The following is a 20,197-nucleotide window of genomic DNA, read 5'->3' on the forward strand; positions in this document are numbered from 1 at the left end:
GTGCTCGAAGCCGAGCGTATGGGGCGGCACGTACTGGTGGCGATGGGCCGAACCGACGCGTCGGACGCGGCGCTCGAGTACGCGTTCGAAGAGTATCCTGCGGCGAAAATCTCCGTGCTCCACGTCACCGACGCGGCCGGTCCGTTCGCCCGGTTCGGCGGCCGGGATCCGTGCGAGTACGTGATTCCCGAACTGGCCGCCGAGCGGAGCGCGGAGCTGCTCCCGACGCCGGACCGCTTTACGCGAGCCCAGTGCCGACGGGCCGAGCGGGTCCTCTCTCGCGCGCACGAACTCGCCGAGCGCCACGACCGGGAGATCGAACCGGCCGTCCGCTCGGGCGGCGCGGCGAGGGAGATCACCGACTACGCGGAGGAACACGCCGTCGACCACATCGTCATCGCGGACCACCCGCCGACGGCGTTCCGTCCGATCTTCCGATCGGTCCCCGAATCGGTCACCCGGAACGCCAGCGCGCCGGTCACGACGCTCTGATCGCGCCGCGACGGTCGCTCCGTCGTCTCGAGAATTCGAGTCCGGAGCGGCGGGTCCCGATCAGGACAGCGAGAGCCCGCGGACCTCGACCGAATCGCCCGCTTCGACGCGGCCGATGATCCGTCCGTCGGTGTCGGCTGCGAGGTCCTCGGCGCGGTCCTCGGGCAGCGCGACGACGAAGCCGGTGCCCATGTTGAACGTCCGGTGCATCTCCTCGTCGGTCACGTTGCCCTCCTCCTGCACGAACTCGAAGACCGCCTGCGCGGGGAACGGGTCGTCGACGACGTACTCGAACTCGCCCATCCGGAGCAGATTGGTCCAGCCCCCGCCCGTGACGTGGGCCGCCGCGCGCACGCCGTGTTCGCGCATCGGTTCGAGCAGGTCCGTGTAGATCCGGGTCGGCCGGAGCAGTTCCTCGCCGATCGTCCGCTCGGGGTTCGGCGGGAACTCGTCGGTGTAGTCGTGCTCGCGCGTGACCGCTTCCCGCGCGAGGGTGAGCCCGTTCGAGTGGATGCCGTTCGAGGCGAAGCCGACGAGGGCGTCGCCGACCTGCGCCTCGCCCTCGAGCACCTCGTCCTTGCCCGCGAGGCCGGCGCAGGTGCCCGCGAGGTCGAACCCCTTGATGACCTCGGGCATGACCGCCGTCTCGCCGCCGAGCATCGTCAGGTCGGCTTCCTCGAGCCCCACGGCGAGCCCCTCGCCGATCTGGTTGGTCAGCGCCTCGTCGGGCTCGTCGATCGCGAGGTAGTCGACGAAGGCGACGGGCTCGACGCCCGCGGCCACGAGGTCGTTGACGTTCATCGCGATGCAGTCGATCCCGATCGTCGAGAAGTCCTCGATCGCTTCCGCCACCAGCAGTTTGGTCCCGACGCCGTCGGTCGCCAGCGCCAGATAGCGGTCGCCGATGTCGATCAGGCCGGCGTACTCGGTCCGCAGGTCGCTGCCGAAGGCCTCGAGCAAGGCCGCGGTCGCGTCCTCGCTGGCTTCGATGTCGACGCCGGTCTCCGCGTAGGTGAGCCGTTCCTCGCTCCCGTCGTCCGCTGAATCGGTCATGTCTGAACGACCTCCCGGGGCGAGCAAAAGGTCACCGGTCCGGGCGAGCGACCGCGAGTCCGCGCCTCCACGGCCACCGCCGAGTCGCGGGCGCCGTCGATCGTCGTTACATCCGATCCGGCGGCCGTACGACTCGAGACCGTCAAAACAGATGGAAACTCGACTCGGCGCCGGAACGGACCGCCGACCGCCGTCAGAACGGGTTGGCGAACAGGACCACGTATCCCGCGAGCAGGGCGCTCGGGACGAACACGAGCGCGAACACGCCCTTGTGCCAGTCGTAGACCGATTTGCCGTCCAGCGGACCGAAGGGGATCATGTTGAACGCGGCCAGCACGAGGTTGATCCAGACGCCCATCTGGCCGATGGTCCCGAGCGGGGCCGGCATGAGCACCAGCGGCAGGAACATGATCGCGAGCAGGTGGTTGGTGACGGGTCCGGCGAGGGCGATCATCGCGTTCTCCCGCTGGGTGATCCGGCCGCGGTGGTAGACGGCGCCGGGTGCGGCGAAGAGGAAGCCGACGAGCGCGCCCATGAGCGCCAGAAACAGCATCTGGTAGTCCGCTCGGAACTCGGCGATCTGGCCGTGTTCGATCGCGACGACCTTGTGTGCGAGCTCGTGTAACAGGAAGGCGACGCCGACGGTGACGAGACTGAGTCCGACCATCCCGAGGAAGTAACCGACGTCGGCGCCGGCGTGAACCGGCGCGAATATCAGCGAGAACGCGACCGACAGCGTCAGCCACGCGACGGCGAGGTCGATCAGCTCCCGGTCGCTGAAGGTCAGCTCCGGCTCCGAACGCGACCGCGCGCGGACGCTCATATCAACAGCCCTCGGAGCAGCTCGAGCGTGTTTTCGGCCCCGCGGAAGAGCTCGTTGAACAGGGCGTTGATACCGCCGATTTCGGGCGCCAGCCACGGCAACACGCCGACCACGAACAGGAAGCTCGCGATCATGCTCCCGATGTTGGTCAGCGCGACGATCATGATGAGCCGGAACAGCGGCACCTCGAACATGTCGGCGAAGGCCTCCTCGATCGGACGCTCGGTGTCGTCGATGATCTCGTTTAGCGTCTGGATGTCCCGGACGTTGACCGGCCGGTATTTGAGTTCGACGTAGCCGGCGAACCAGCCCGGCGCCAGCAGCGGGTTGATGCTCGTCAGCCAGGCGACGGCCCCGCCGACGCCCGCGCTGATCCAGCGCGCGCCGGCGAGGCGGGCGAGCGTGAACGCGAAGATCCCGTTGATCAGGAACCACGCTCCGAACAGCTGGAGCAGGAAGGTGTCCTGAACGCCGGCCATGACCAACAGGAAGAAGAAGGCGACGAAGCCGAGCGTCAGCAGGTAGCCGACGATCTTCAGCGGCGAGAACCGGCTGCTCGAGGTCGTCCCCGACAGCGACTCGAGGGACGGAATCTCCGAGGGGTTCTCGAGGTGGCGCTCGATGCCGGCCTTGTGTCCGGCGCCGACGACGGCGAGCACGTCGTACCCCTGCTCGCGAAGCCGGTGGAGGTGGGTGGCGATGTAGGCGTCGCGTTCGTCGATCAGGGCGTTGGCCCCGCGCGGGCTGAACTGGCGGAACTCCTCCATCATCGCCGCGACGACGTCGCCGTCGGTCATCTCCTCGATATCGACCTCGTCGATCTCGTCGACGTCGCCGCTGACGCCGTCGAGGAGGAGCCCGACGACCGCGCCGACGAGGACGCCGACGCCGAGGCCGGCGAGCATGCCGACCGTCCCGCGGATCGCGTAAGTGCCGACGCCCTCGAAGGTCCCGACGGAGAACGGCCCGACGGACACCTCCGCCGCGACGAGCGCGAGACAGGCCGCGATTCCGAGCCCGATGCCGGCGAGGATCCGTATCGTGAACCCGCCGGCGATGCCGTTCGATCTCCCGATCGACTCGAGCGAGGGGAGAAAGAGGAGTCCGACGAGGGCGCCGCCGAAGGCGCCGGCGGTGACGGCGCCGGCGGACGCCAGCGTCGTCGAGCCGCTGATACCGAGCAACAGGGTGTCACCCAGCCCCGCCAACGGGGCGAGGAACGCGCCGAAGAGGAGCCCGAGGAGGGCGCCGCCGATGGCGCCGAAGGAGAGCCCGATGGTCCGGGGATCGGTGACCCCCAGCGCGAGCCCGCCGACCATCTTCAGCTTCTCGGTGATCGAGAGCCCGCGCCAGAACCGCTGGATCGTCACCTGGATGTCCCGGTCGACCAGCGCGACGCCGCTCCCGTTGCGTTCGGCGGCCTCGATGGCGGCGCGCATGTCCGCGCCGGGTTCGATGTCGAACTGGTCGCCGAGCCGCGACTGGACGTAGGAAAGCATCCAGTAGGCCAGAAACTGGAAGACGGTGTTCCCCGAGAGGAGGTCGCCCGCCTCGATGTCGTCCGGCGCGCCGCCCTGCATCTGGCGGTACCGGTTTTCGTCCAGTTCGACGGCGACGACGTCCGGTTGCTCCTGATCGATCGTTTCGTGGACCTCGTCGACGCTCGACTGCGAGACGTGGGCCGTCCCGAGGACGGTGACGGAGCCCTGTTCGTCACCGGGTGGATCGGGGGGCGCCGGCACGTCGGCGTCGCCTGCATCGCTCATTAGCGGGTCAACTCGGCGACGACTTTTACCAGTATCGAAGCCGGAGGAAATAATAATTACGATTTCTTACTTATTGCATATAATTATTTTCCACGACGGACCATCGCGGTATTGCGGGCCGAGGCAGCGACAAGAGTGTTTACGCTCGTCCCGAACGAACGACCGATGACCGATCTCATCGAGACGCTCGTCGAGAACCGCGAGATGGTCCAGCCCAATCACGCCAACATGCTCGAGACGGCCCACGGCGGCACCGTCATGAAGTGGATGGACGAAGTCGGCGCCATGTCCGCGATGCTGTTCGCCGGCGAAACCTGCGTGACGGCCCGCGTCAACCGAATGAACTTCGAGCGACCGATCCACGTCGGCGACACCGCCTACATCACGGCCTACGTCTACGACGCGGGTACCTCGAGCGTGAAGGTCCGGCTGGTCGCCGAGCGCGAGGACCTGCGGACGCGAGAGCGGGAGATGACGACCGAATCCTACTTCGTCTACGTCGCGATCGACGACGAGAAGAACCCGACGGCGGTGCCCGAGCTGACCGCCGACAGCGAACAGGCGGTAGCGTTACGGGAGGCGGCACTCGAGGGCGACGGCGACCGCTGATCGAGTGCGGAACAGCCGGGCCGAACGTCGGAACGGACCGCGTCGGGGATCGATCGATTCCGAGCGGTTCCGGCGGCGCGGCGACGACCTACATCCGCGACCGGGGTGTCCGTCTCGGGATACCATCGCTCGAGACCGCGCGGGAAGTCGACGGCGGACACTACCGACGGACCGCCGTTCGGAACCGAGCCTAAGCGACCCGTCGATTCGATCGCGCAGCGAAAACGGAGCGGTTCAGTTCGAGTCGTTATCGGTGTCTTCCGACAGCGGCACGAAGTCCTGTTCTCTGGCCTCTTCGAGGACGGCCGTCGCCGTCTCGCGGGTGTCGGCGATGGTCGCACCGGTCATCGCGCCGATCGCACCGCCGGTACTCGCGGCGTTTCGACTGAAGACGGAGCCGATCGCGGCGCCGACGGCCGCGCCGATCGCGGCGTACCGAGCTCGGAGCAAGACGCGCTTGATACGTTCCTTCATAGATAGCGGTTCGTGACTGTTACCCATAAATATGTCTCTCGAGCACACGACTTGCGGGAACGATCGGCCGATTCCGATCGGGACCGACTCGAGGTCGCGTCACCGATCCCTCGCCGGCGGGTCTCGGCGGATCGATCGCCGCACGCGGCGCTACAGCAGCGTCGCGACGTCGGCCAGCGACTCGAGGACGTGATCGGGCTGGATCTCGGACGACTCGACGTCGGCCCGGTCGGTCACGCCGGTCAACACGAGCGCCGTCGTCATGCCGGCTCGCTCCCCCAGCGCGATGTCCGTGTTGAGGCGGTCGCCGACGACCAGCGTCCGGTCGGGAGCGGCGTTCAGGCGGTCCATCGCCGCCGCCGCGGCGACCGACGAGGGTTTCCCGAGGATCGCGTCGGGCTCCCGGCCCGCGACGGCCTCCATCGCGGCGAGGATCGCCCCGGAGCCGGGGATCTCGCCGTCGTCGATCGGGATCGTCGCGTCCGGATCGGTTCCGTAGAAGGGTACGTCGCCTTCGAGGGCCCGCAGCGACTCCCAGAGCGTGCCGAAGGAGAACTCCTCGTCGAACGAGCCAAGGACGACGTCCGCGGCGTCGGGGTCGTCGGTCAATCCGACGGTCGCCTCCTCGAGGATGGCCCGGAGCCGATCGCTGCCGACGAGGTAGACCGTCGCATCGGGATGGGTCGTCGCGAGGTACTCCGCCGAGACCGTCGCGGAGGTGAGGACGGTCGCCGGATCGACGTCGAGCCCGTGGGGTTCGAGTTTCGTCCCGTAGTGATCGCTGCCGCGCGTCGGGTTGTTCGAGAACAGGAGCCGATCGACGCCGGCGTCCTCGAGGGCGTGGAGGCCGTCGGTCGCGTTCGGGAGCAGTTCCTCGCCGCGGACGATCGTGCCGTCGACGTCGAGGATCGCCGCCTCGTAGTCGGTCATCGGCCGGGACTACGGCGGGGCACCGATTGAGTGTTGGGGACTCACTCCGACTGCTCGAGTTCGAGCGTCTCGGTCTCGACTCCGGCGGCGTCGGCCCGCTCGTTGGACTCGATTAGTCGATCCAGTTTCGCCTCGAACTCCGCTTCGGAGAGTTCGCCGGCCGCGTACCGCTCCTGCAGTCTCGTGACCGGGTCGCTCGCATCCCCCGCGCGTTCGGATGCGGCCTCCGCGGCGTCCCGCTCCCGCTCGGCCGCGCGGTCGGCGTCGGCCCGCTCGCTGCGGCGGGTGAGATACCAGATGAGGAAGGTGCTGGCCACGAACAGCGCCACCATTCCGAGCGCGTACAGCGGTCCCGCCAGTAGCAAGGCGGCGATGATCAGCACGTCGGCCAGGACGAACTTGATGGCGAAGATCTCCGTCAGGTTGTAGCTTCGGCCGCCGCTCTCGCTGCCCATACGTGACAGTTGGGTGTCGTTCGAAATAACTGTGGGGATCGGACGGTCGGGTGGCCGACTCGCCGTGGATCGCCGCCCGATCGATCGCTCCGCGGCTCTCGAAGCGAACGCCGCCGAAGCGGAGACCGGTCCCTCGCCGGGAAAACGCACATCCTCCTCCCGGACGAACCTCGCGTATGGCACTCGACACCGAGGTTCCCGACCCGCCCGCGCTCCGCGGGTCGTCGGATCCGGGCGACTACGACGCCGTCGACGAACCCGAGGAACGGATCGGAGACGACGTGCGGCGCGACGAACTCGAGGGGTTCTTACGGGCCGGCGCCTGGGAGGACGCGTTCGACGACTGGGCCGACCGCACCTACCTGACCGACGCGGAGTTCCGGGCCGTCCGCGAGGCGGGCCTGCTCGACGAACTCGACTTCTACTGGAATCAGGCCGCCGAGGACGTCGGCTACCGCGTTCCGTCGATCCCCGAGGATCAGTTCGACGGTCGCGAGGAGTTCGACGCCGACACCGTCGAAACCGTCGAGGAGGAGTTGGACGATCTCGCGCGGACGGTCAGCGAAGTGCTCGAGAACGATTACATCCACCGTGGGAGCGAGGAGTTCGGGTACGACTGGGAGTGACTCGAGGCCGAGGGTTTAGCCGTCCGGCGACCGTGGATCGGGTATGGACGGCGATCGGGACTCGCCCGAGTCGGTACGGACGTACCTCCGGGACAATCCGCGGGAACTCCTCGAGACCACCCGCGAAATCGTGGCCGCGGACACCCGGAACCCGCCCGGGAACACGCGGGAACTCGTCGACCGGCTGATCGACGAGTTCGAGTCGCTTGGATTCGACTGCGACCGGTTCGGCGTCGACCCGATGAAACCGAACGTCGTCGCGACGTTACCCGGAGCCGACGAGTTCACCCTGCTGTACAACGGGCACGTCGATACGGTGCCGTTCACGGCCGCGGAGTGGGACCGCGATCCGCTCGGCGAGATCGACGGCGACCGCCTGTACGGTCGCGGGACGAACGACATGAAGGGCGCGATCGGGGCGATGGTTCAGGTCGCCCGCGCGTACGCCCGCACCGACACCGAACCGCCGGTGACCCTGCAGTTCGCCCTCGTGAGCGACGAGGAGGTCTGGGGCGATATCGGGCTGGCCGATCGGTTGGCCGACGATCGGCTGGATCCCGACGCCTGTATCGTCGGCGAGGCCACCGGGCGGACCGACGTCAACTCGGTCGCGGTCGGCGACCGGAGCTACGTCTGGCCGACGATCGAGTACGAGGGCCGGGCCGCCCACGGCTCGCGGCCGATGCTCGGCGAGAACGCGATCGACGGACTCTACGAAGTCCTGCGGACCTGTCGCCGACGCCTCCGCGAGTTGGACGTGCCGACGGACGGAGTCGACGACGAGATCCTCGCCGAGAGCGTCGCCTACTACGCCTGCTATCTGGACGAGGCGTCCGCCAGGGCGCTGTTCCACTCGCCGACCGTCAATCTCGGCCGGTTCAGCGGGGGCGACGCGGTCAACACCGTCCCCTCGAGCGCGCGGGCCGACCTCGACGTCCGCGTGCTCCCGACGGTCGATCCCGAGGCGATCGTCTCGAGAATCCGTGACTGCCTCGAGGACCGGGCGGCCGCGACGATCACGGACATCGCGTGGGCGGCGGGGTCGTATACGGATCCGGAGTCCGCGATCGTCCGCGCGACGACCGACGTCGTCGAGGACGTCGTTTCGACGCCGGTCTATCGACGGTTCGCGACGGGCGGGGGCGACGCCCAGGTTTTTCGGGACGCCGGCGTCCCGACGGTCGAGTTCGCGACCGGAACGGGGACGGCACACGCGGTCGACGAGTACACGACCGCCGACAAACTCCTGCGAAACGCGATCGCGTACGCGCGGGTGCCGTTCGCGATCGATCGGGAACGGGACGGGTGACGTCCGATCGCCGCCCCGCGACCGGAGGTGGGAATTCTTATCCGCGAACCCCTCCTACGTCCGGCCATGACACTCGAGGTCGAACCGCCCGAGCCGCCGGAACTGAACTTCGTCGACCCGAACGAGTACGAGGACGCGACGATCAGCGCCGACGGGGACGTCGACTATCGGCGCGAGGAACTCCAGGAGTTCCTCGAGACGGGCGCCTGGGAGGAAGCGTTCGAGGAGTGGCGCGAGGACACCGATCTCGAGGAGCGGGAGTACGAGATCGCCCGCGAGATGGATCTCTTCGCCGGCTTCGACTTCTTCTGGGACGACTTCGCCGACAGAGTCGGCTATCACGCGCCCGGCATCCCCGAGGACTGGCAGGCGCGGGAGTACCACCCCGATCTCGACACGTGGGGGACGGTCTCCTCGATCAACGCCGAACTGACCGAGTTCGGTCAGATCGTCTCGGTGACTCTCAAGGAGGAGTACGTCGACTGGGAGGCCGAGTACGAACCGCCGGAGGATCTGCCGGACTTCGACTGACGAGGGCGGCCGGTGGGGCCGCGTAGGCACAGACACGCGTGAGCTACTGCGGCGGACCGACGCGACGACGCCCTACGCTCGGGCGACCGCGATATTTCTCGTTCGTCCGTCACACTCGGGACAGGACTCGAGCGAATCGGTCATCTCTCGGTAGCCGCACTCACAGCATTCGTAGTACGAACGTTCCGGCGCGCGTGGGGCTGGATGTACCATAGTGGAATGGGACGACTTACCGCGAAAAAGCGTTGTGCTGGTACGGATAGTACCTCCTTCTACAATCATACTCGGACGGATCCCCTAGAATATCGTTCGTCCGTCCGATTATTTCCGGTGGCGTCGGGAGCGGATTCCAATCGAATCGGCCTTCTGATCCGGTACGGTCGGACGGATCCCGCCGCGTCGATAGATAGCTCGAGGACGCTATCGGTAGACGTTCGTCCAATCACTCAGCAAGTGCAGGGATAACGCAGTTGCGACGCTCCGTCGGTATTCGACGCTGGGGTCAGCGATAAGCGGTCCGACTCGAGCGGACTCGAGGGCGAGCACAGTGCGGCGACGATCGCCTCCGAGACGACCGACTACGAAACGACGACCGACTGCGAGACCGCTCGAGATCAGTCGTGATCGCCGTCGACCGGCCCCGCCGCAGTCACTGACACACCGTTCGACCCCCTTTCGATCGCGGTACCGAAATCGGTGGGTATTCGTCGTTCGTTCGGATATCCCCGATAGACCCACATGGCGCTTCGCGAGACAGTCGATCGACTCCGCGGCTACGACGTCCTCATCCTGACGGCAGCGATCTGGTTTCTCGCGAAGTTCCTTCGCTACGCCTTCCCGCCGCTGTTCGACTCGTTCGGGGCGAGTTACGGCGTCTCGAACGCGGTTCTCGGGACCGCCTACACCGGTCTGATGCTCGTCTACGCGGCCATGCAGTTCCCCTCCGGCGTGCTCGCGGATCGCTTCGGCTCGGTGGGCGTCATCACCGCGGGCGTCGTCGTCGCGGCCGTCGCCGCGCTCGCGCTGGTCGTCGACTCGCCGTTTCTCGTCCTCGTCGGCGCGATGCTCGTCATGGGCGCCGGCACCGGCGCGCACAAGACCGTCGCCGTTCGGCTGCTGTCGCGGGCCTACCCCGCGCGAACGGGCCGCGCGCTCGGCGTGCTCGACACGTTCGGCGCCTTCGGGGGCGTCGTCGCGCCGGCCGTGATCGTCGCCGTCGCGGGCGTCTCGTTCCCGTTGGGCGATAGCTGGCGGCTGCTCTTCCTGGGCGCCGGACTGCTCGGACTCGGCCTCGGCGCGGCGTTTCGAGGACGCGTTCCGCGACGCCTCCCGAACGACTCCGCGGGCGACGACGCGACGGCCGCCGTCTCGGCCGGCGGCATCGGACGGTACACGACGCTCCTTCGGGACCCGCGGTTCGCGGTGTTCGCGCTGCTGACGGTGCTGTTCTCGTTTACTTACAACGGGTTCGTCGCGTTCGCTCCGCTGTATCTCACGCAGGAGGCGGGGCTGACCGACGCGACGGCGAGCCTGCTCTACAGCGCCCTCTTCCTCGCGAGCCTGGTTCAACTCGTCACCGGCGATCTCAGCGACCGGGTCGGACGACTCCCGCTCATCGTCGGTACGCTCGGACTCGCGTCGGTCGCCCTGACCGCCCTCATCGCCGTGACCGGGACGGCCGGTCCGCTGGTCCTCGGCGCGGCGCTCGTCGCGGTCGGGATCGGCTCCCACGGCTTCCGACCGGTCAGAGGCGCCTACCTGATGTCGGCGATTCCCGACGACGTCGCCGGCGGCGGGCTCGGCGTCGTCCGGACGCTGCTGATGGCGGCCGGGGCGATCGCTCCCGCGATCGTCGGCACGCTCTCGGAAGTCGCCGGCTTCCGGCCCGCGTTCGGTCTCCTCGCGGCGTCGGTCGCCGCCGCCACGGCGCTCGGCGCCGTGCTCTGGCTGCTCGAGTAGTCGCGTTCGATGACGTTCACCGATACTATTTACCGCGGAAAGAGTTAACGTGCCCCGTCACAAACGTTAGCACATGACGGTAGCCGAGCAACTCGAGTACGAATGCGTCGCGTGCGGGCACCGCGAGACGGTCGCCGACGCGCTCGTCAGCACCTGTCGACGGTGCGGGGGCGAGATGCGGAACGTCGAGCCGATCCACGAGTGATCGGTCGCAGCCCTCGTGACGACCGACGGCGCCGTTTTCCCGCAGCCCCGTACGCGTAGCGTCGGCTCCGCGAACGCGAGAATTCCCGAGAAGGGGCAACTGTGCGAGTGACCCGCAACGATCTCTTTACCGACTCGCCACGATAGCGCCGGCGATCAGGACGACGCCGAGCACGACGGCGACGGCGCCGATCGTCCCGTCGCCCGCGAGCGCGAGCGAGCCTCCGGCGACGACGCCGGCGCCGCCACCGCCGGCAGCGATCGGAACGACCGTCTCCGTCGTTCCGGACGACTCGTCCCGTTCGCGGGGTCGTTCTCCCGTCTCGACGCGCTCTCGCAACTCGGCGACGTCCGTCTGTAGCGCCTCGAGTCGCTCCCCGCGGGCCGTCGACGACTCCACGTCGTCGAGCGCCGACTCGAGTCCGTCCATCCGATCCGCGAGCGCGTCCAGTCGATCGTCCGCCGACTCGAGAGCCGCCTCGTCCGGCGTCGCGTCGAGCGCCGTCGCCAGGTCGTCGACCTCGCTCGCGACCGACTCGAGGCGGTCGTCGTGGGCCGCGAGCGAATCGGCCTGCCGATCGAGCCGCGACCCGTGCTCGCTCGTCCGGTCGTCGAGTTCGTCCGCGTGGCCGGCTAGGTCGTCGATCCGCGTCGAGAGGTCGTCGACTCGCTCGAGACGGCCCGCAAGCGCGTCGGTCTGGTTCTCGAGATCGTCGGTTCGGTTCTCGACGCGCTCGAGACGTTCCGCGACGTCCTCCGGCGCCGCCTCGCGGTCGGCCTCGAGCGCCGCGATCGCCTCGTGCGTTTCGTCGGACGCTGCCCGAAGCGTTTCGAGTTCTCCCTCGAGCGTGCTGATCGACGCCTCGAGCGTCGCGACGGCGTCCGCGGACGCGGCCGTCTCGTCGAGCGAGTCGAACTCGTCACCGAGCCCCTCGAGACGGTCCGCGAGCGCGTCGGTCTCGTCCGTCACCGTCGATCGGAGATCGGACGCGACGTCGTCGAGTTCCGTCTCGACCGAGTCCATCCGTTTCGTCAGCGTCGTCTCGAGTTCCTCGAACCGCGTCTCGAGCGCGGCGAGGTCGTCTCCCAGCGCGTCGACCTCCGCTGTCGCCGATTCGACAGTCTCGCGCGTCTCCGCGAGCGAATCGGACAGTTCGTCGACCGCGTCGGCCTCCGGAGCCGCTTCGTCGAGGCGATCGAGGCGCGACTCGAGCGTCGCGAAATCGTCCTCGATCGAGCCGACCGCGTCCTCGAGTCTCGTCTCGACGTCGTCCGTCCGGTCCTCGAGTCGCGCCTCGAGTTCGGTCGCCGTCGCTTCGAACTCGGCGGTCGTCGCCTCGAGTCGGTCGTCGACCTCCACTTCGAGCGAGTCGACCTCGTCGCCGAGATCGGCGAGTTCGCTCTCGGCGGCGTCGAGGTCGGACGCGAGGTCGGTGACCGCATCCTCGAGCGCCGTCCGCTCCGCGAGGTCCTCGAGTCGCTCCGAGACGCTCGTGACACTGTCTCCGAGTTCTTCGAAATCCGTCTCGAGGGCCTCGAGATCGTCTTCGACGGCGTCGACCCGCTCGTCGTCGGCCGCCGTCGCCTCGACGTCACCGATCGTCTCCCGGGCGCTCTCCAGGCGCGCCTCCAGATCGTCGGCTCGGGCACCCAGCGTCTCGCGGGCGTCGGTGACGTCGTCGGCCACCGTCTCGACGCGGTCGTCTGTGGCCGCGAGCTGATCGTCGGCGCCCTCGAGTCGGGTATCGACGTCCGAGAGGTGCTCGTCGACGGCTTCGATTCGGTCGTCGAGCGCCTCGAGTTCGCCCTCGACAGCGTCGATCTCGTCTTCGATCGTCGCCGCCACGTCCTCGAGACCGGCGTCGACGGCGGCCAGTTCGTCGTCGACCGTCGCCTCGACGGCCTCGATATCCGCAGCGAGCCCCGCGAGGTCCTCGTCGGTTCGCTCGACGTGATCCTCGAGCCGGCCGTCAACATCGTCGAGCCGATCGTCAACGCCGTCGATTCTGGTCGCCTGCTCCTCGAGGCCGTCGTCCAGAGCGGCGAGACGATCGTCGATCCGGTCGACGTCCTCGCCGATCGCCGCGAGCGTCTCGTCCAGGCGATCGATCGTCGCGATCGCGTCCTCGAGGTCGGCCGCGGACGCGGTCTCCGACTCGAGCCGTTCCAGTTCCGTTCGGAGCGTCTCGAGTCGCTCGTCCAGCGAGCTCGTTCTTCCCGAAACCCCCTCGAGATCCTCGGAGAGTTCCCCGATCCGCTCCTCGAGGGCCGCGCGTTCGTCTGCCGTCGTCTCCGACAGCGTCTCGATCCCGGACTCCAGTTCGTCGAGGTCGTCCGCCAGCCCGGCTTCCAACTCGTCGATGTCGCCCGTCAGCCCGGACTCGACCGCCTCGAGGTCGGCTTCCAGCTCGGTCGCGAGCCCGTCGACGTCGGCCGCCAAGTCCTCGAAGGCCGTCGAGAGCGCCTCGAGATCGTCCCCCAGTTCGTCGACCGTTTCGTCGCTCGCGTGCGTCTCGCTCTCGGCTTCGAGGTCGCGCAGGTCGTCGGCGAACGCCTCGAGGCGCTCGTCGAGCTCCGCGACCGTCTCGGCCTCGGCCGTCCGCTCCTCGACGTACGCGATGTCCTCGAACGCCGACTCGAGGTCGGTTCGGACCGATTCGATCTCCTCGTCGCGGTCGGCGAGCCGGTCGAACAGCTGCTCGATGGCGTCGTCAGCGCGGTCGCGGTCCGCGTCGGCCCCGCCCAGACCGTCGTCGAAGGAGAGCGTCGTCGACCCGCTTGCATCGCCGCTGGCCGGACCCTCGTTCGATTCGTCGCTACCGTCGCCGTCGGCCTCGGCCGCCGACCAGGTGACGTCCTCGTAGGCGTCGACGTCGTCCGCGGCCGCCGCGAGCGCACCGCGGGCGGCGCTCCCGGCGGGGTCGTCGGCCAGTCGCACTCCGCGAACCGAGAACGGAAGCGCCGCCGCGTCGAACCGCCCGCCCAGCAGGAACTCGAGGCCCTCGATCGCGCCGTCGCCGGCGACCGCGATCGGGACGGCCAGCCCCTGTTGCACGTCGTTCTCGTCGGCCTCGGCCGCGATCGCGTCGGCGAGATCGCCGATCAGCGCGTCGTGGGCCCGTGCGAGCGCGCTCTCGACCTCGCCCGACGCGGCGTCGGGGTCGAGCGCGAACTCCTCGCGGACGGCCGCGATCTCCGCCCGCTCGCGGCCGGTTTCGGCCGCCGCTCGCTCGACGATCCACTCGCTGCCCCTCGCGAGCGAGAACGCCAACGCGGGCACGCCGTAGTAGGCCAGCGCGACGCCGGTCGTCTGCGGCCCGATGCAGATGCCGAGCCCGGTGTAGTTGTCCTCGGCCAACTGGTCGTAGACGACGGCGAAGCCCCTGCTGATCGGCGTGGCGTCGGCCGCGTGCTCGGCGACGAGCGACTCGACGGTCTCCCGGTGGGCCTCGGTCGGCTCCGCGGCGTCGACTAGCGTCCCCGGCGTCGTATAGCAGAGTCGCCCGTCGCTCGCGCCGTTCCCGAGCGCGTCCTCGAGCAGCGCCTCGAGGGCCGGTTCGGCGTAGCCGTCGACCGCCAGGACCCCGTTGGAAAACAGCGACTCGGGCGCCGCGCCGGTCGCGTCGGCGACCGCTTCGGCGGTCGCTCCGACCGCGTAGGTCGTTCCGTCTCGCTCTGCGAACAGTCCGTCATCCGGCAGGTCGCTCCCCGCGGCGTCGTCGACCGGAACGACGATCGGCGGTACCGATTCGATCGCCTCCCCGACCGGTTCGGCGGCCACCCTGAGCGCTCCCGGTCCGATATCGAGACCCGTTCCCATGCTACCGGGGAGTCGGAGCGCCCTCTTTGAGCTTTGGCTCCGAATACCAGATATGAAAATAGCGTGGGACGCGTCTCGGCGCGTTCGGCCGATAGACGGCAGTTTTGCTTCGCTACGCCGATCGATGGGCACCAATGCGTCGGCCGTCGTCGCTCGAGTCAGTCGGCCGGCGTCGGGGACGGGACGGGCTCCCCGACGGTGATCGGCTCGTCGACCGAGAGCGTCGTCCCCACCGACGCCTGCGGGACCTGCGTCTCGGACAACAGCCGGAAGTAGTGGTCGAACCGCACCGCGCTCGCCCAGTCGGGCAGCGTCGCGCGGCGGCGCTCGACGAACGTCTCTCGGAACCCGTCGGTCTGCGCGCCGGTCTCCGGGTCGCGCGCCGAGACGCCGCGCAGTTGCGACGGCGCGGTCCCGTACAGCGTCGTCGACCCGACCTCGACGGGAACGATCCGGTCGGCCCGCCCGTAGAGTCGGTCCTCCCAGAACGGCGGGGCGCCGCCGACGACGAGCGTCGGCTGGACGCGACGACAGAGTTCGTCGGCGTCGATCTCGTCGTACCACTCGGCGACCGTCTCGAGCGTCTCGGCGCTGACGACCGTCGGTCCCGACGGAACTGCGGCGTCCGGGCCGCCGCTCTCGTCGGTGCGAACGATCTCGACCGGGTAGCCGAGGAACTCCGAGAGCCACGAGGCGAAACACTCCCGATCGAGGTCGAGGTGGAAGGTCGCGGTCTCGTCGCTTCCTCGTTCGCGGATCGTCACCGTCTCTCGCTCGAGGTCGTACGTCGTCTCGAGCCTGCGGAGTCGGGGTTCGCGTTCCGCGGTGACCGGCGCGGGTCGGGCGTCGCTTCCCGGCGTTCGCTCGACGATCGTATACCGCCGCTCCCACTCCGGTCCGCGGTCGACGAGCGTCCGTTCCGAAACCGAAACCGCATCGAGTGACGCGACCGGCCGAATCCGAATCCGCTCGAGGTGTACCATCGGCCCTACTGTTGACGGCCTAACTTTTAGGTGTGTTCGTTTTGGAAAGAATATCGGAAAGTCACTGTGGTTGATAGCGAGCCGCCAGTCGTGATCCGAATCGACGGCGAGGGTACCTCGATCGGAGCCCGGGTCCGCTGGCTTCGACAGCGCTCGACGCGCCGACGGTATTCGATGTTCGATCCGACGAGGACACGTTTTTTGCGCTGGGTAACCATCACTCCGACCGAAATGTCCGCCGAGCATCCGCTCGTCGAGGTCGTCGACAACCTCGTGTACGAACCCGCACAGGTCCACGAGCACGGCATCGATCTGACCGTCAGCGCCATCTACGAGGTCGCCGCGCCCGGTCGACTGGATTTCGGCGGCGACGAACTCGAGGACGCCGACCTCGAGCCGGTCCCCACCGAGCTCCGGAATCCGGACGACGAGTACGGCTGGTGGGACCTCGAGGGCGGCCAGTACGTCCTCCAGCACAACGAGTTCCTGACGGACCTCGAGGAGCCGGTCCAGCTCCAGCCGCGCAACGAACTGCTGGCTCGGGGCGGTTCCCACCCCTCGATGCTGGTCGCGTCGCACCTGCCGCTGATTCCGCTGACCGTCGCCGACGGCGGCCTGCGGATCAAGGAGAACGCGCGGGTCTCGACGTTGATTCCGGTCGGTGGCGGAGCCGCCCGGACCGAGTAGGATCCCGACGATCCGTCGCGTTCGCGACTGATCGGAACCGGTCACACAATCAGTTGTCGCGCAGCGAAGAATCGAACGACGGAGAGTGCTCTCTGCGCTCTTACCGACCTTCGTACTCCGGATCGCGGTCTTCGAAGAAGGCTTCGACGCCCTCGACGTGATCCGCGGTGTCGAAGACGATCCCCTGGGCCGTCGCCTCGTCGGTCAGGGCCTGCTCAAGCGATTTATCGAGCCCTTCGCCGACCAGCCGATTGGCGTGTCGGAGCGCGATCGGCGGCCCAGAGACGACTTTCTCGACGAACTCGTCGACCCGCTCGTCGAACTCCTCGGCGTCGTAGACGTGATTGACCAGGCCGATTTCTTCGGCGCGGTCGGCGTCGATGATGTCGCCGGTCAACACGAGCTCCTTGGCGACGTTTTCACCGACGATACGGGGCAGCAGGTAGGACGTCCCGGCGTCGACGCTCAGTCCCACTTGTCGGAAGACGAAGCCGAAGACGGCGTTCTCGCTGGCCAGTTGCACGTCACAGGCGATCGCGAGGTTCGCGCCGGCGCCGACGGCGGGGCCGTCGACCAGCGCGATCGTCGGGATCGGGAACTCCACTACCCGCCCGATGAGCGCGTTCGTCGAGCGCTCGAGCCTGCGAACCCGCTCGTCGGCGGGGACGTCGTTTTCGATCCCCTCGACCATGCGCTCGATGTCGCCGCCGGCCGAGAACGAGCCGCCCGACCCCTCGATACGGACGACTCGAGCGTCGCTGCCCTCGATCTCGTCGAGCGCTTCGGAGATACCGGTGCCGATCGCCTCCGAGAGGGCGTTGCGCCGATCCGGTTGGTCGAGCGTGATCGTCGCGGGACCGTCGGCCTCGATCTCGAGGTGGACCGCCTCGCCCAGCGCCATTATTCGGCCTCCGCTTCCTCCTCTTCGTCCTGCTCGCGGAGCTTGAACTTCTGGACCTTACCCGTGGTCGTCCGGGGCAGTTCCTCGACGAACTCGACCTCGCGGGGGTGTTTGTACTCCGCGAGGTTGGACAGGCAGTACTCCTTGATCTCGTCCTCGGACACGTCGCCGTCGGGCGTGCGGACGATGAACGCCTTGACGGTCTCGCCGCGACGTTCGTCGGGAATGCCCGCGACGGCGGCGTCGGCGACGTCCTCGTGCTCGAAGAGGAGTTCCTCGACTTCGCGCGGGTAGACGTTGTAGCCGCCGGTGACGATCATGTGCTTCTCGCGGTCGACGACGTAGAAGAAGCCGTCCTCGTCGCGGTAGCCGACGTCGCCGGTGTGGAACCAGCGTCGGCCGCCCTCCTCGGTGAAGGCCTCCTCGTTGGCCTCGGGCAGGCCGTAGTAGCCCTTCATCACGTTCGGGCCGGCGACGACGATCTCGCCGGTGATCTCGTGGAGGTCGGCTTCCTCCTCGTCGACCGGCCCCTCCGCGACCGGATCGACGTCCTCGAAGTCGTCGTCGACGACCTTCGAGTCGACGCCGGGGACGGTCTTCCCGATGCTGCCGACCCGCCGGCCCTCGATCGGGCTGTTGAAGTGGGTGATCGGGCTGGTCTCGGTCAGGCCGTACCCCTCGTAGATTTTCGGCTCGTAGAGCTCCTCGAACTGGCGTAGGACCTCGACCGGGATCCCGGAGCCGCCGACGCCGCAGAGTCGCAGCGACGACATGTCGAACTCCTCGGCGTCGGGCTGGTTGATGATGTCGTTGTACATCGCCGGCACGCCGTGCATGATCGTCAGCTCCTCGTCCTCGATCAGCGAGACGGCCTCCTGTGCGTCCCAGGAGGCCATCGGGTAGTACGCGCCGCCGTTGAACAGCGACGCGTTCATCACGACGGTCATCCCGTAGATGTGGAACAGCGGCAACACGCCGAGCGATTTGTCGTCCGGCCGGATCCCGTCGGGAATGAGCTGCGACGCCGCGTTCGCGTTCGACGCGAGGTTCTCGTGGGTGAGCTGGACGCCCTTCGGCTGGCCCGTCGTCCCGGACGTGTACGGCTGGACGGCGTCGTCGTCGTCGTCGCGCTCGGCGATGCCGGGATCCCCCGGCTCGAGGAACTCCTCGAACGCGGTAGCACCCTCTGCGTCACCCCCCACGCTGACGATGTGTTCGACGCTCGTCTCGTCCCGTACCTCACGGACGAAGGGGACCAGATCGGCCAGCGCGACGACGACCTCGGCCTCGCTGTCCCCGAGCAAGTGGCCGATCTCGCGGGACTTGTACTGCGGATTCATCGGGACGACGACGCCGCCGGCCCGCAACGTCCCGTGGAACGCGATGAGAAACGGCGGCACGTTCGGCAGATAGAGCGCGACCCGATCGTCGGCACCCAGCCCCCGTTCCTCGAGCGCGGTGGCGAACGCCCCGGTCTGACCCCAGAATTCCTCGTAGCTCGTTTCCGAGCCCTGAAACCCGATCGCGGTGTTCTCGCCGTGGTCCTCGACGGCGGCCGCGACGTTAGTGACAAGATTTGTCATGCTCCGTGCGATACGTTTTCGTGTACCGTAAAAAAGATTGTCAAAGATACACCGGCGGAATCCTTTCCGACGGTAACCACTCACCCAATCGATACAGTCAACGTTAGCGAGTCGTTCCGGTTCGCCGACCGCGACCGGTCGTTCTCGAGCGAGTCAGTTATCGACGAAGATTCCGTCCGGATCGAGTTCCGCGAGCGGTCCGACGCGCTCGCCATCGGTCGCGTACCGGTAGAGCGCCGCCCGGACGATCATGCCCAGTACCTGCGTGACGACGAGGGTCGCGACGACGAGGACGCCGCCGAGCGCACCGAGTGCGTACGCAGTGAGGCCCGTCGCCGAGACGTAGGCGACGACGAGCATGCAGATTCCGGTCAGCGTGACCGGGAGCAGCGCCAGTCCGATCCCGAACGCCGCGGTGATCGACTCGCCCCACGTCCGGGCGAACGCGTCGCCGCTCTTCCGGATCTCCGACCGGAGCGATCCCGTTCGGTCCGTGACGATCACCGGGACGACGAAGAACGTCAACAGACTCCAGCCCAGATTGAGGATCGACTGGACGAGCGATCCGACGCCGGGCACGTTGTCCTCGGCGATGTAGAGGGCGGTCCCGATCGTCGCGGAGACGAGTCCCCACTTCGCGATCTCTCGGCGGGCGTCCCACGCGGCCGCGAGGCCGTCGCGGGCCGACGTCTCCTCCCCGTCGAACTGTCGCGTCGCGCAGTGGACCACCGCGGCGTTGAAGAAGACGCCGACGCCGGAGGAGATCGCGAGAGCGGCGAACAGCGCGCCGTACTTCACGAACTCGTTCTCGAGGACCGCCTCGAGCAGTCCGTAGTGGAGGAACGCGAGGCCGACCGCCGCGTACGCGGTTCCGACCGTCGCGAGGCTCAACAGCGGGAGGACCGCGAGCCGAGGGCGGGCGCGGAAGACGTCCAGACTGGCGTCGATCACGGCCAGTCCGTTGCGATATCGTTCGCGCATATTCCACCCTA

General features: G+C 68.1%; 20 protein-coding genes. 8 read left to right on the plus strand and 12 right to left on the minus strand.

Annotated elements, in window-relative coordinates; all coding sequences use genetic code 11:
- Positions 1-18: 18 nt before the first annotated feature.
- The gene (locus HTZ84_RS08130; RefSeq protein ID WP_174680216.1) at positions 19-492 is read left to right on the plus strand and encodes a universal stress protein; all 474 of its coding nucleotides are present in this window, start codon (positions 19-21) and stop codon (positions 490-492) included.
- Positions 493-552: 60 nt separating this feature from the next.
- Here HTZ84_RS08130 and purM read toward each other — a convergent pair whose 3' ends face one another.
- From purM to HTZ84_RS08145, 3 genes are all read right to left on the minus strand, one after another.
- On the minus strand, positions 553-1,545 hold the full coding sequence (gene purM, locus HTZ84_RS08135) for a phosphoribosylformylglycinamidine cyclo-ligase (protein ID WP_174680217.1): 993 nt from the start codon (positions 1,543-1,545) through the stop codon (positions 553-555).
- A gap of 193 nt (positions 1,546-1,738) precedes the next feature.
- Positions 1,739-2,368: a zinc metalloprotease gene (locus HTZ84_RS08140; protein WP_174680218.1), complete on the minus strand. Its 630-nt coding sequence runs from the start codon at positions 2,366-2,368 to the stop codon at positions 1,739-1,741.
- Entirely contained in the window at positions 2,365-4,134 is a 1,770-nt protein-coding gene (locus HTZ84_RS08145) for a TraB/GumN family protein (RefSeq protein ID WP_174680219.1), read from the minus strand. Before HTZ84_RS08145 ends, HTZ84_RS08140 begins: the two co-directional genes overlap by 4 nt.
- A gap of 165 nt (positions 4,135-4,299) precedes the next feature.
- Between HTZ84_RS08145 and HTZ84_RS08150 the strand changes: the two genes are divergently transcribed.
- A complete protein-coding gene (locus HTZ84_RS08150) occupies positions 4,300-4,743 on the plus strand; it encodes an acyl-CoA thioesterase (protein ID WP_174680220.1) in 444 nt (147 codons plus the stop codon).
- A 234-nt stretch (positions 4,744-4,977) separates the two neighbouring features.
- Here HTZ84_RS08150 and HTZ84_RS08155 read toward each other — a convergent pair whose 3' ends face one another.
- From HTZ84_RS08155 to HTZ84_RS08165, 3 genes are all read right to left on the minus strand, one after another.
- Positions 4,978-5,217 carry a glycine zipper 2TM domain-containing protein gene (locus HTZ84_RS08155; protein ID WP_174680221.1) on the minus strand — a complete coding sequence of 80 codons (240 nt, stop codon included), beginning with the start codon at positions 5,215-5,217 and terminating at the stop codon, positions 4,978-4,980.
- A gap of 150 nt (positions 5,218-5,367) precedes the next feature.
- Positions 5,368-6,147: an HAD-IIA family hydrolase gene (locus HTZ84_RS08160; protein WP_174680222.1), complete on the minus strand. Its 780-nt coding sequence runs from the start codon at positions 6,145-6,147 to the stop codon at positions 5,368-5,370.
- A 41-nt stretch (positions 6,148-6,188) separates the two neighbouring features.
- Entirely contained in the window at positions 6,189-6,602 is a 414-nt protein-coding gene (locus HTZ84_RS08165; RefSeq protein ID WP_174680223.1) for an SHOCT domain-containing protein, read from the minus strand.
- Positions 6,603-6,778: 176 nt separating this feature from the next.
- On the opposite strand from HTZ84_RS08165, the gene HTZ84_RS08170 reads away from it, so the two are divergent.
- From HTZ84_RS08170 to HTZ84_RS08180, 3 genes are all read left to right on the plus strand, one after another.
- Positions 6,779-7,228, plus strand: coding sequence for a hypothetical protein (locus HTZ84_RS08170; protein ID WP_174680224.1), 450 nt, complete (start codon positions 6,779-6,781; stop codon positions 7,226-7,228).
- A gap of 43 nt (positions 7,229-7,271) precedes the next feature.
- Complete coding sequence (locus HTZ84_RS08175; RefSeq protein WP_174680225.1) at positions 7,272-8,537, plus strand: M20 family metallopeptidase; 1,266 nt, start codon at positions 7,272-7,274, stop codon at positions 8,535-8,537.
- A 66-nt stretch (positions 8,538-8,603) separates the two neighbouring features.
- The gene (locus HTZ84_RS08180) at positions 8,604-9,068 is read left to right on the plus strand and encodes a hypothetical protein (RefSeq protein ID WP_174680226.1); all 465 of its coding nucleotides are present in this window, start codon (positions 8,604-8,606) and stop codon (positions 9,066-9,068) included.
- Between the two features lie 72 nt (positions 9,069-9,140).
- Here HTZ84_RS08180 and HTZ84_RS08185 read toward each other — a convergent pair whose 3' ends face one another.
- On the minus strand, positions 9,141-9,350 hold the full coding sequence (locus tag HTZ84_RS08185; protein WP_309138863.1) for a rubrerythrin-like domain-containing protein: 210 nt from the start codon (positions 9,348-9,350) through the stop codon (positions 9,141-9,143).
- A 456-nt stretch (positions 9,351-9,806) separates the two neighbouring features.
- Here HTZ84_RS08185 and HTZ84_RS08190 point away from each other — a divergent pair, with 456 nt between their 5' ends.
- Positions 9,807-11,027: an MFS transporter gene (locus HTZ84_RS08190; RefSeq protein ID WP_174680227.1), complete on the plus strand. Its 1,221-nt coding sequence runs from the start codon at positions 9,807-9,809 to the stop codon at positions 11,025-11,027.
- Between the two features lie 73 nt (positions 11,028-11,100).
- Entirely contained in the window at positions 11,101-11,232 is a 132-nt protein-coding gene (locus HTZ84_RS08195) for a rubrerythrin-like domain-containing protein (RefSeq protein WP_174680228.1), read from the plus strand.
- 126 nt (positions 11,233-11,358) lie between these two features.
- Here the strand turns inward: HTZ84_RS08195 and HTZ84_RS08200 are convergent, their stop codons facing one another.
- On the minus strand, positions 11,359-15,051 hold the full coding sequence (locus tag HTZ84_RS08200) for a disk-shape morphogenesis protein volactin (protein WP_174680229.1): 3,693 nt from the start codon (positions 15,049-15,051) through the stop codon (positions 11,359-11,361).
- A gap of 158 nt (positions 15,052-15,209) precedes the next feature.
- Positions 15,210-16,034: an MOSC domain-containing protein gene (locus HTZ84_RS08205; protein WP_174680230.1), complete on the minus strand. Its 825-nt coding sequence runs from the start codon at positions 16,032-16,034 to the stop codon at positions 15,210-15,212.
- A 231-nt stretch (positions 16,035-16,265) separates the two neighbouring features.
- Between HTZ84_RS08205 and HTZ84_RS08210 the strand changes: the two genes are divergently transcribed.
- Positions 16,266-16,721, plus strand: coding sequence for a dCTP deaminase/dUTPase family protein (locus tag HTZ84_RS08210; RefSeq protein ID WP_174680231.1), 456 nt, complete (start codon positions 16,266-16,268; stop codon positions 16,719-16,721).
- Positions 16,722-16,821: 100 nt separating this feature from the next.
- On the opposite strand, the gene HTZ84_RS08215 is transcribed toward HTZ84_RS08210, so the two are convergent.
- The 3 genes from HTZ84_RS08215 to HTZ84_RS08225 all read right to left on the minus strand — a co-directional run bounded on the left by HTZ84_RS08215 (position 16,822) and on the right by HTZ84_RS08225 (position 20,186).
- The gene (locus HTZ84_RS08215; RefSeq protein WP_174680232.1) at positions 16,822-17,622 is read right to left on the minus strand and encodes an enoyl-CoA hydratase-related protein; all 801 of its coding nucleotides are present in this window, start codon (positions 17,620-17,622) and stop codon (positions 16,822-16,824) included.
- Positions 17,622-19,205 (minus strand): long-chain-fatty-acid--CoA ligase, encoded by a 1,584-nt coding sequence (locus HTZ84_RS08220; RefSeq protein WP_174680233.1) that lies wholly within the window; start codon positions 19,203-19,205, stop codon positions 17,622-17,624. Before HTZ84_RS08220 ends, HTZ84_RS08215 begins: the two co-directional genes overlap by 1 nt.
- A gap of 153 nt (positions 19,206-19,358) precedes the next feature.
- Complete coding sequence (locus HTZ84_RS08225; RefSeq protein ID WP_174680234.1) at positions 19,359-20,186, minus strand: DUF6159 family protein; 828 nt, start codon at positions 20,184-20,186, stop codon at positions 19,359-19,361.
- Positions 20,187-20,197 lie beyond the last annotated feature (11 nt).

Origin of the sequence: Haloterrigena gelatinilytica (assembly GCF_013342145.1) — an archaeon.
Lineage (GTDB): Archaea > Halobacteriota > Halobacteria > Halobacteriales > Natrialbaceae > Haloterrigena > Haloterrigena gelatinilytica.

Bases quoted from the DNA above. Each gene is read 5' to 3' on its own strand.
- HTZ84_RS08140 (WP_174680218.1), bottom strand. From the start codon at position 2,368: ATGAGCGTCCGCGCGCGGTCGCGTTCGGAGCCGGAGCTGACCTTCAGC.
- HTZ84_RS08185 (WP_309138863.1), bottom strand. From the start codon at position 9,350: ATGATTGTAGAAGGAGGTACTATCCGTACCAGCACAACGCTTTTTCGC.
- HTZ84_RS08160 (WP_174680222.1), bottom strand. From the start codon at position 6,147: ATGACCGACTACGAGGCGGCGATCCTCGACGTCGACGGCACGATCGTC.
- HTZ84_RS08215 (WP_174680232.1), bottom strand. From the start codon at position 17,622: ATGGCGCTGGGCGAGGCGGTCCACCTCGAGATCGAGGCCGACGGTCCC.
- HTZ84_RS08190 (WP_174680227.1), top strand. From the start codon at position 9,807: ATGGCGCTTCGCGAGACAGTCGATCGACTCCGCGGCTACGACGTCCTC.
- HTZ84_RS08200 (WP_174680229.1), bottom strand. From the start codon at position 15,051: ATGGGAACGGGTCTCGATATCGGACCGGGAGCGCTCAGGGTGGCCGCC.
- HTZ84_RS08170 (WP_174680224.1), top strand. From the start codon at position 6,779: ATGGCACTCGACACCGAGGTTCCCGACCCGCCCGCGCTCCGCGGGTCG.
- HTZ84_RS08205 (WP_174680230.1), bottom strand. From the start codon at position 16,034: ATGGTACACCTCGAGCGGATTCGGATTCGGCCGGTCGCGTCACTCGAT.
- HTZ84_RS08195 (WP_174680228.1), top strand. From the start codon at position 11,101: ATGACGGTAGCCGAGCAACTCGAGTACGAATGCGTCGCGTGCGGGCAC.
- HTZ84_RS08155 (WP_174680221.1), bottom strand. From the start codon at position 5,217: ATGAAGGAACGTATCAAGCGCGTCTTGCTCCGAGCTCGGTACGCCGCG.
- HTZ84_RS08220 (WP_174680233.1), bottom strand. From the start codon at position 19,205: ATGACAAATCTTGTCACTAACGTCGCGGCCGCCGTCGAGGACCACGGC.
- HTZ84_RS08210 (WP_174680231.1), top strand. From the start codon at position 16,266: ATGTCCGCCGAGCATCCGCTCGTCGAGGTCGTCGACAACCTCGTGTAC.
- HTZ84_RS08225 (WP_174680234.1), bottom strand. From the start codon at position 20,186: ATGCGCGAACGATATCGCAACGGACTGGCCGTGATCGACGCCAGTCTG.
- HTZ84_RS08145 (WP_174680219.1), bottom strand. From the start codon at position 4,134: ATGAGCGATGCAGGCGACGCCGACGTGCCGGCGCCCCCCGATCCACCC.
- HTZ84_RS08165 (WP_174680223.1), bottom strand. From the start codon at position 6,602: ATGGGCAGCGAGAGCGGCGGCCGAAGCTACAACCTGACGGAGATCTTC.
- purM (WP_174680217.1), bottom strand. From the start codon at position 1,545: ATGACCGATTCAGCGGACGACGGGAGCGAGGAACGGCTCACCTACGCG.
- HTZ84_RS08130 (WP_174680216.1), top strand. From the start codon at position 19: ATGGGGCGGCACGTACTGGTGGCGATGGGCCGAACCGACGCGTCGGAC.
- HTZ84_RS08175 (WP_174680225.1), top strand. From the start codon at position 7,272: ATGGACGGCGATCGGGACTCGCCCGAGTCGGTACGGACGTACCTCCGG.
- HTZ84_RS08180 (WP_174680226.1), top strand. From the start codon at position 8,604: ATGACACTCGAGGTCGAACCGCCCGAGCCGCCGGAACTGAACTTCGTC.
- HTZ84_RS08150 (WP_174680220.1), top strand. From the start codon at position 4,300: ATGACCGATCTCATCGAGACGCTCGTCGAGAACCGCGAGATGGTCCAG.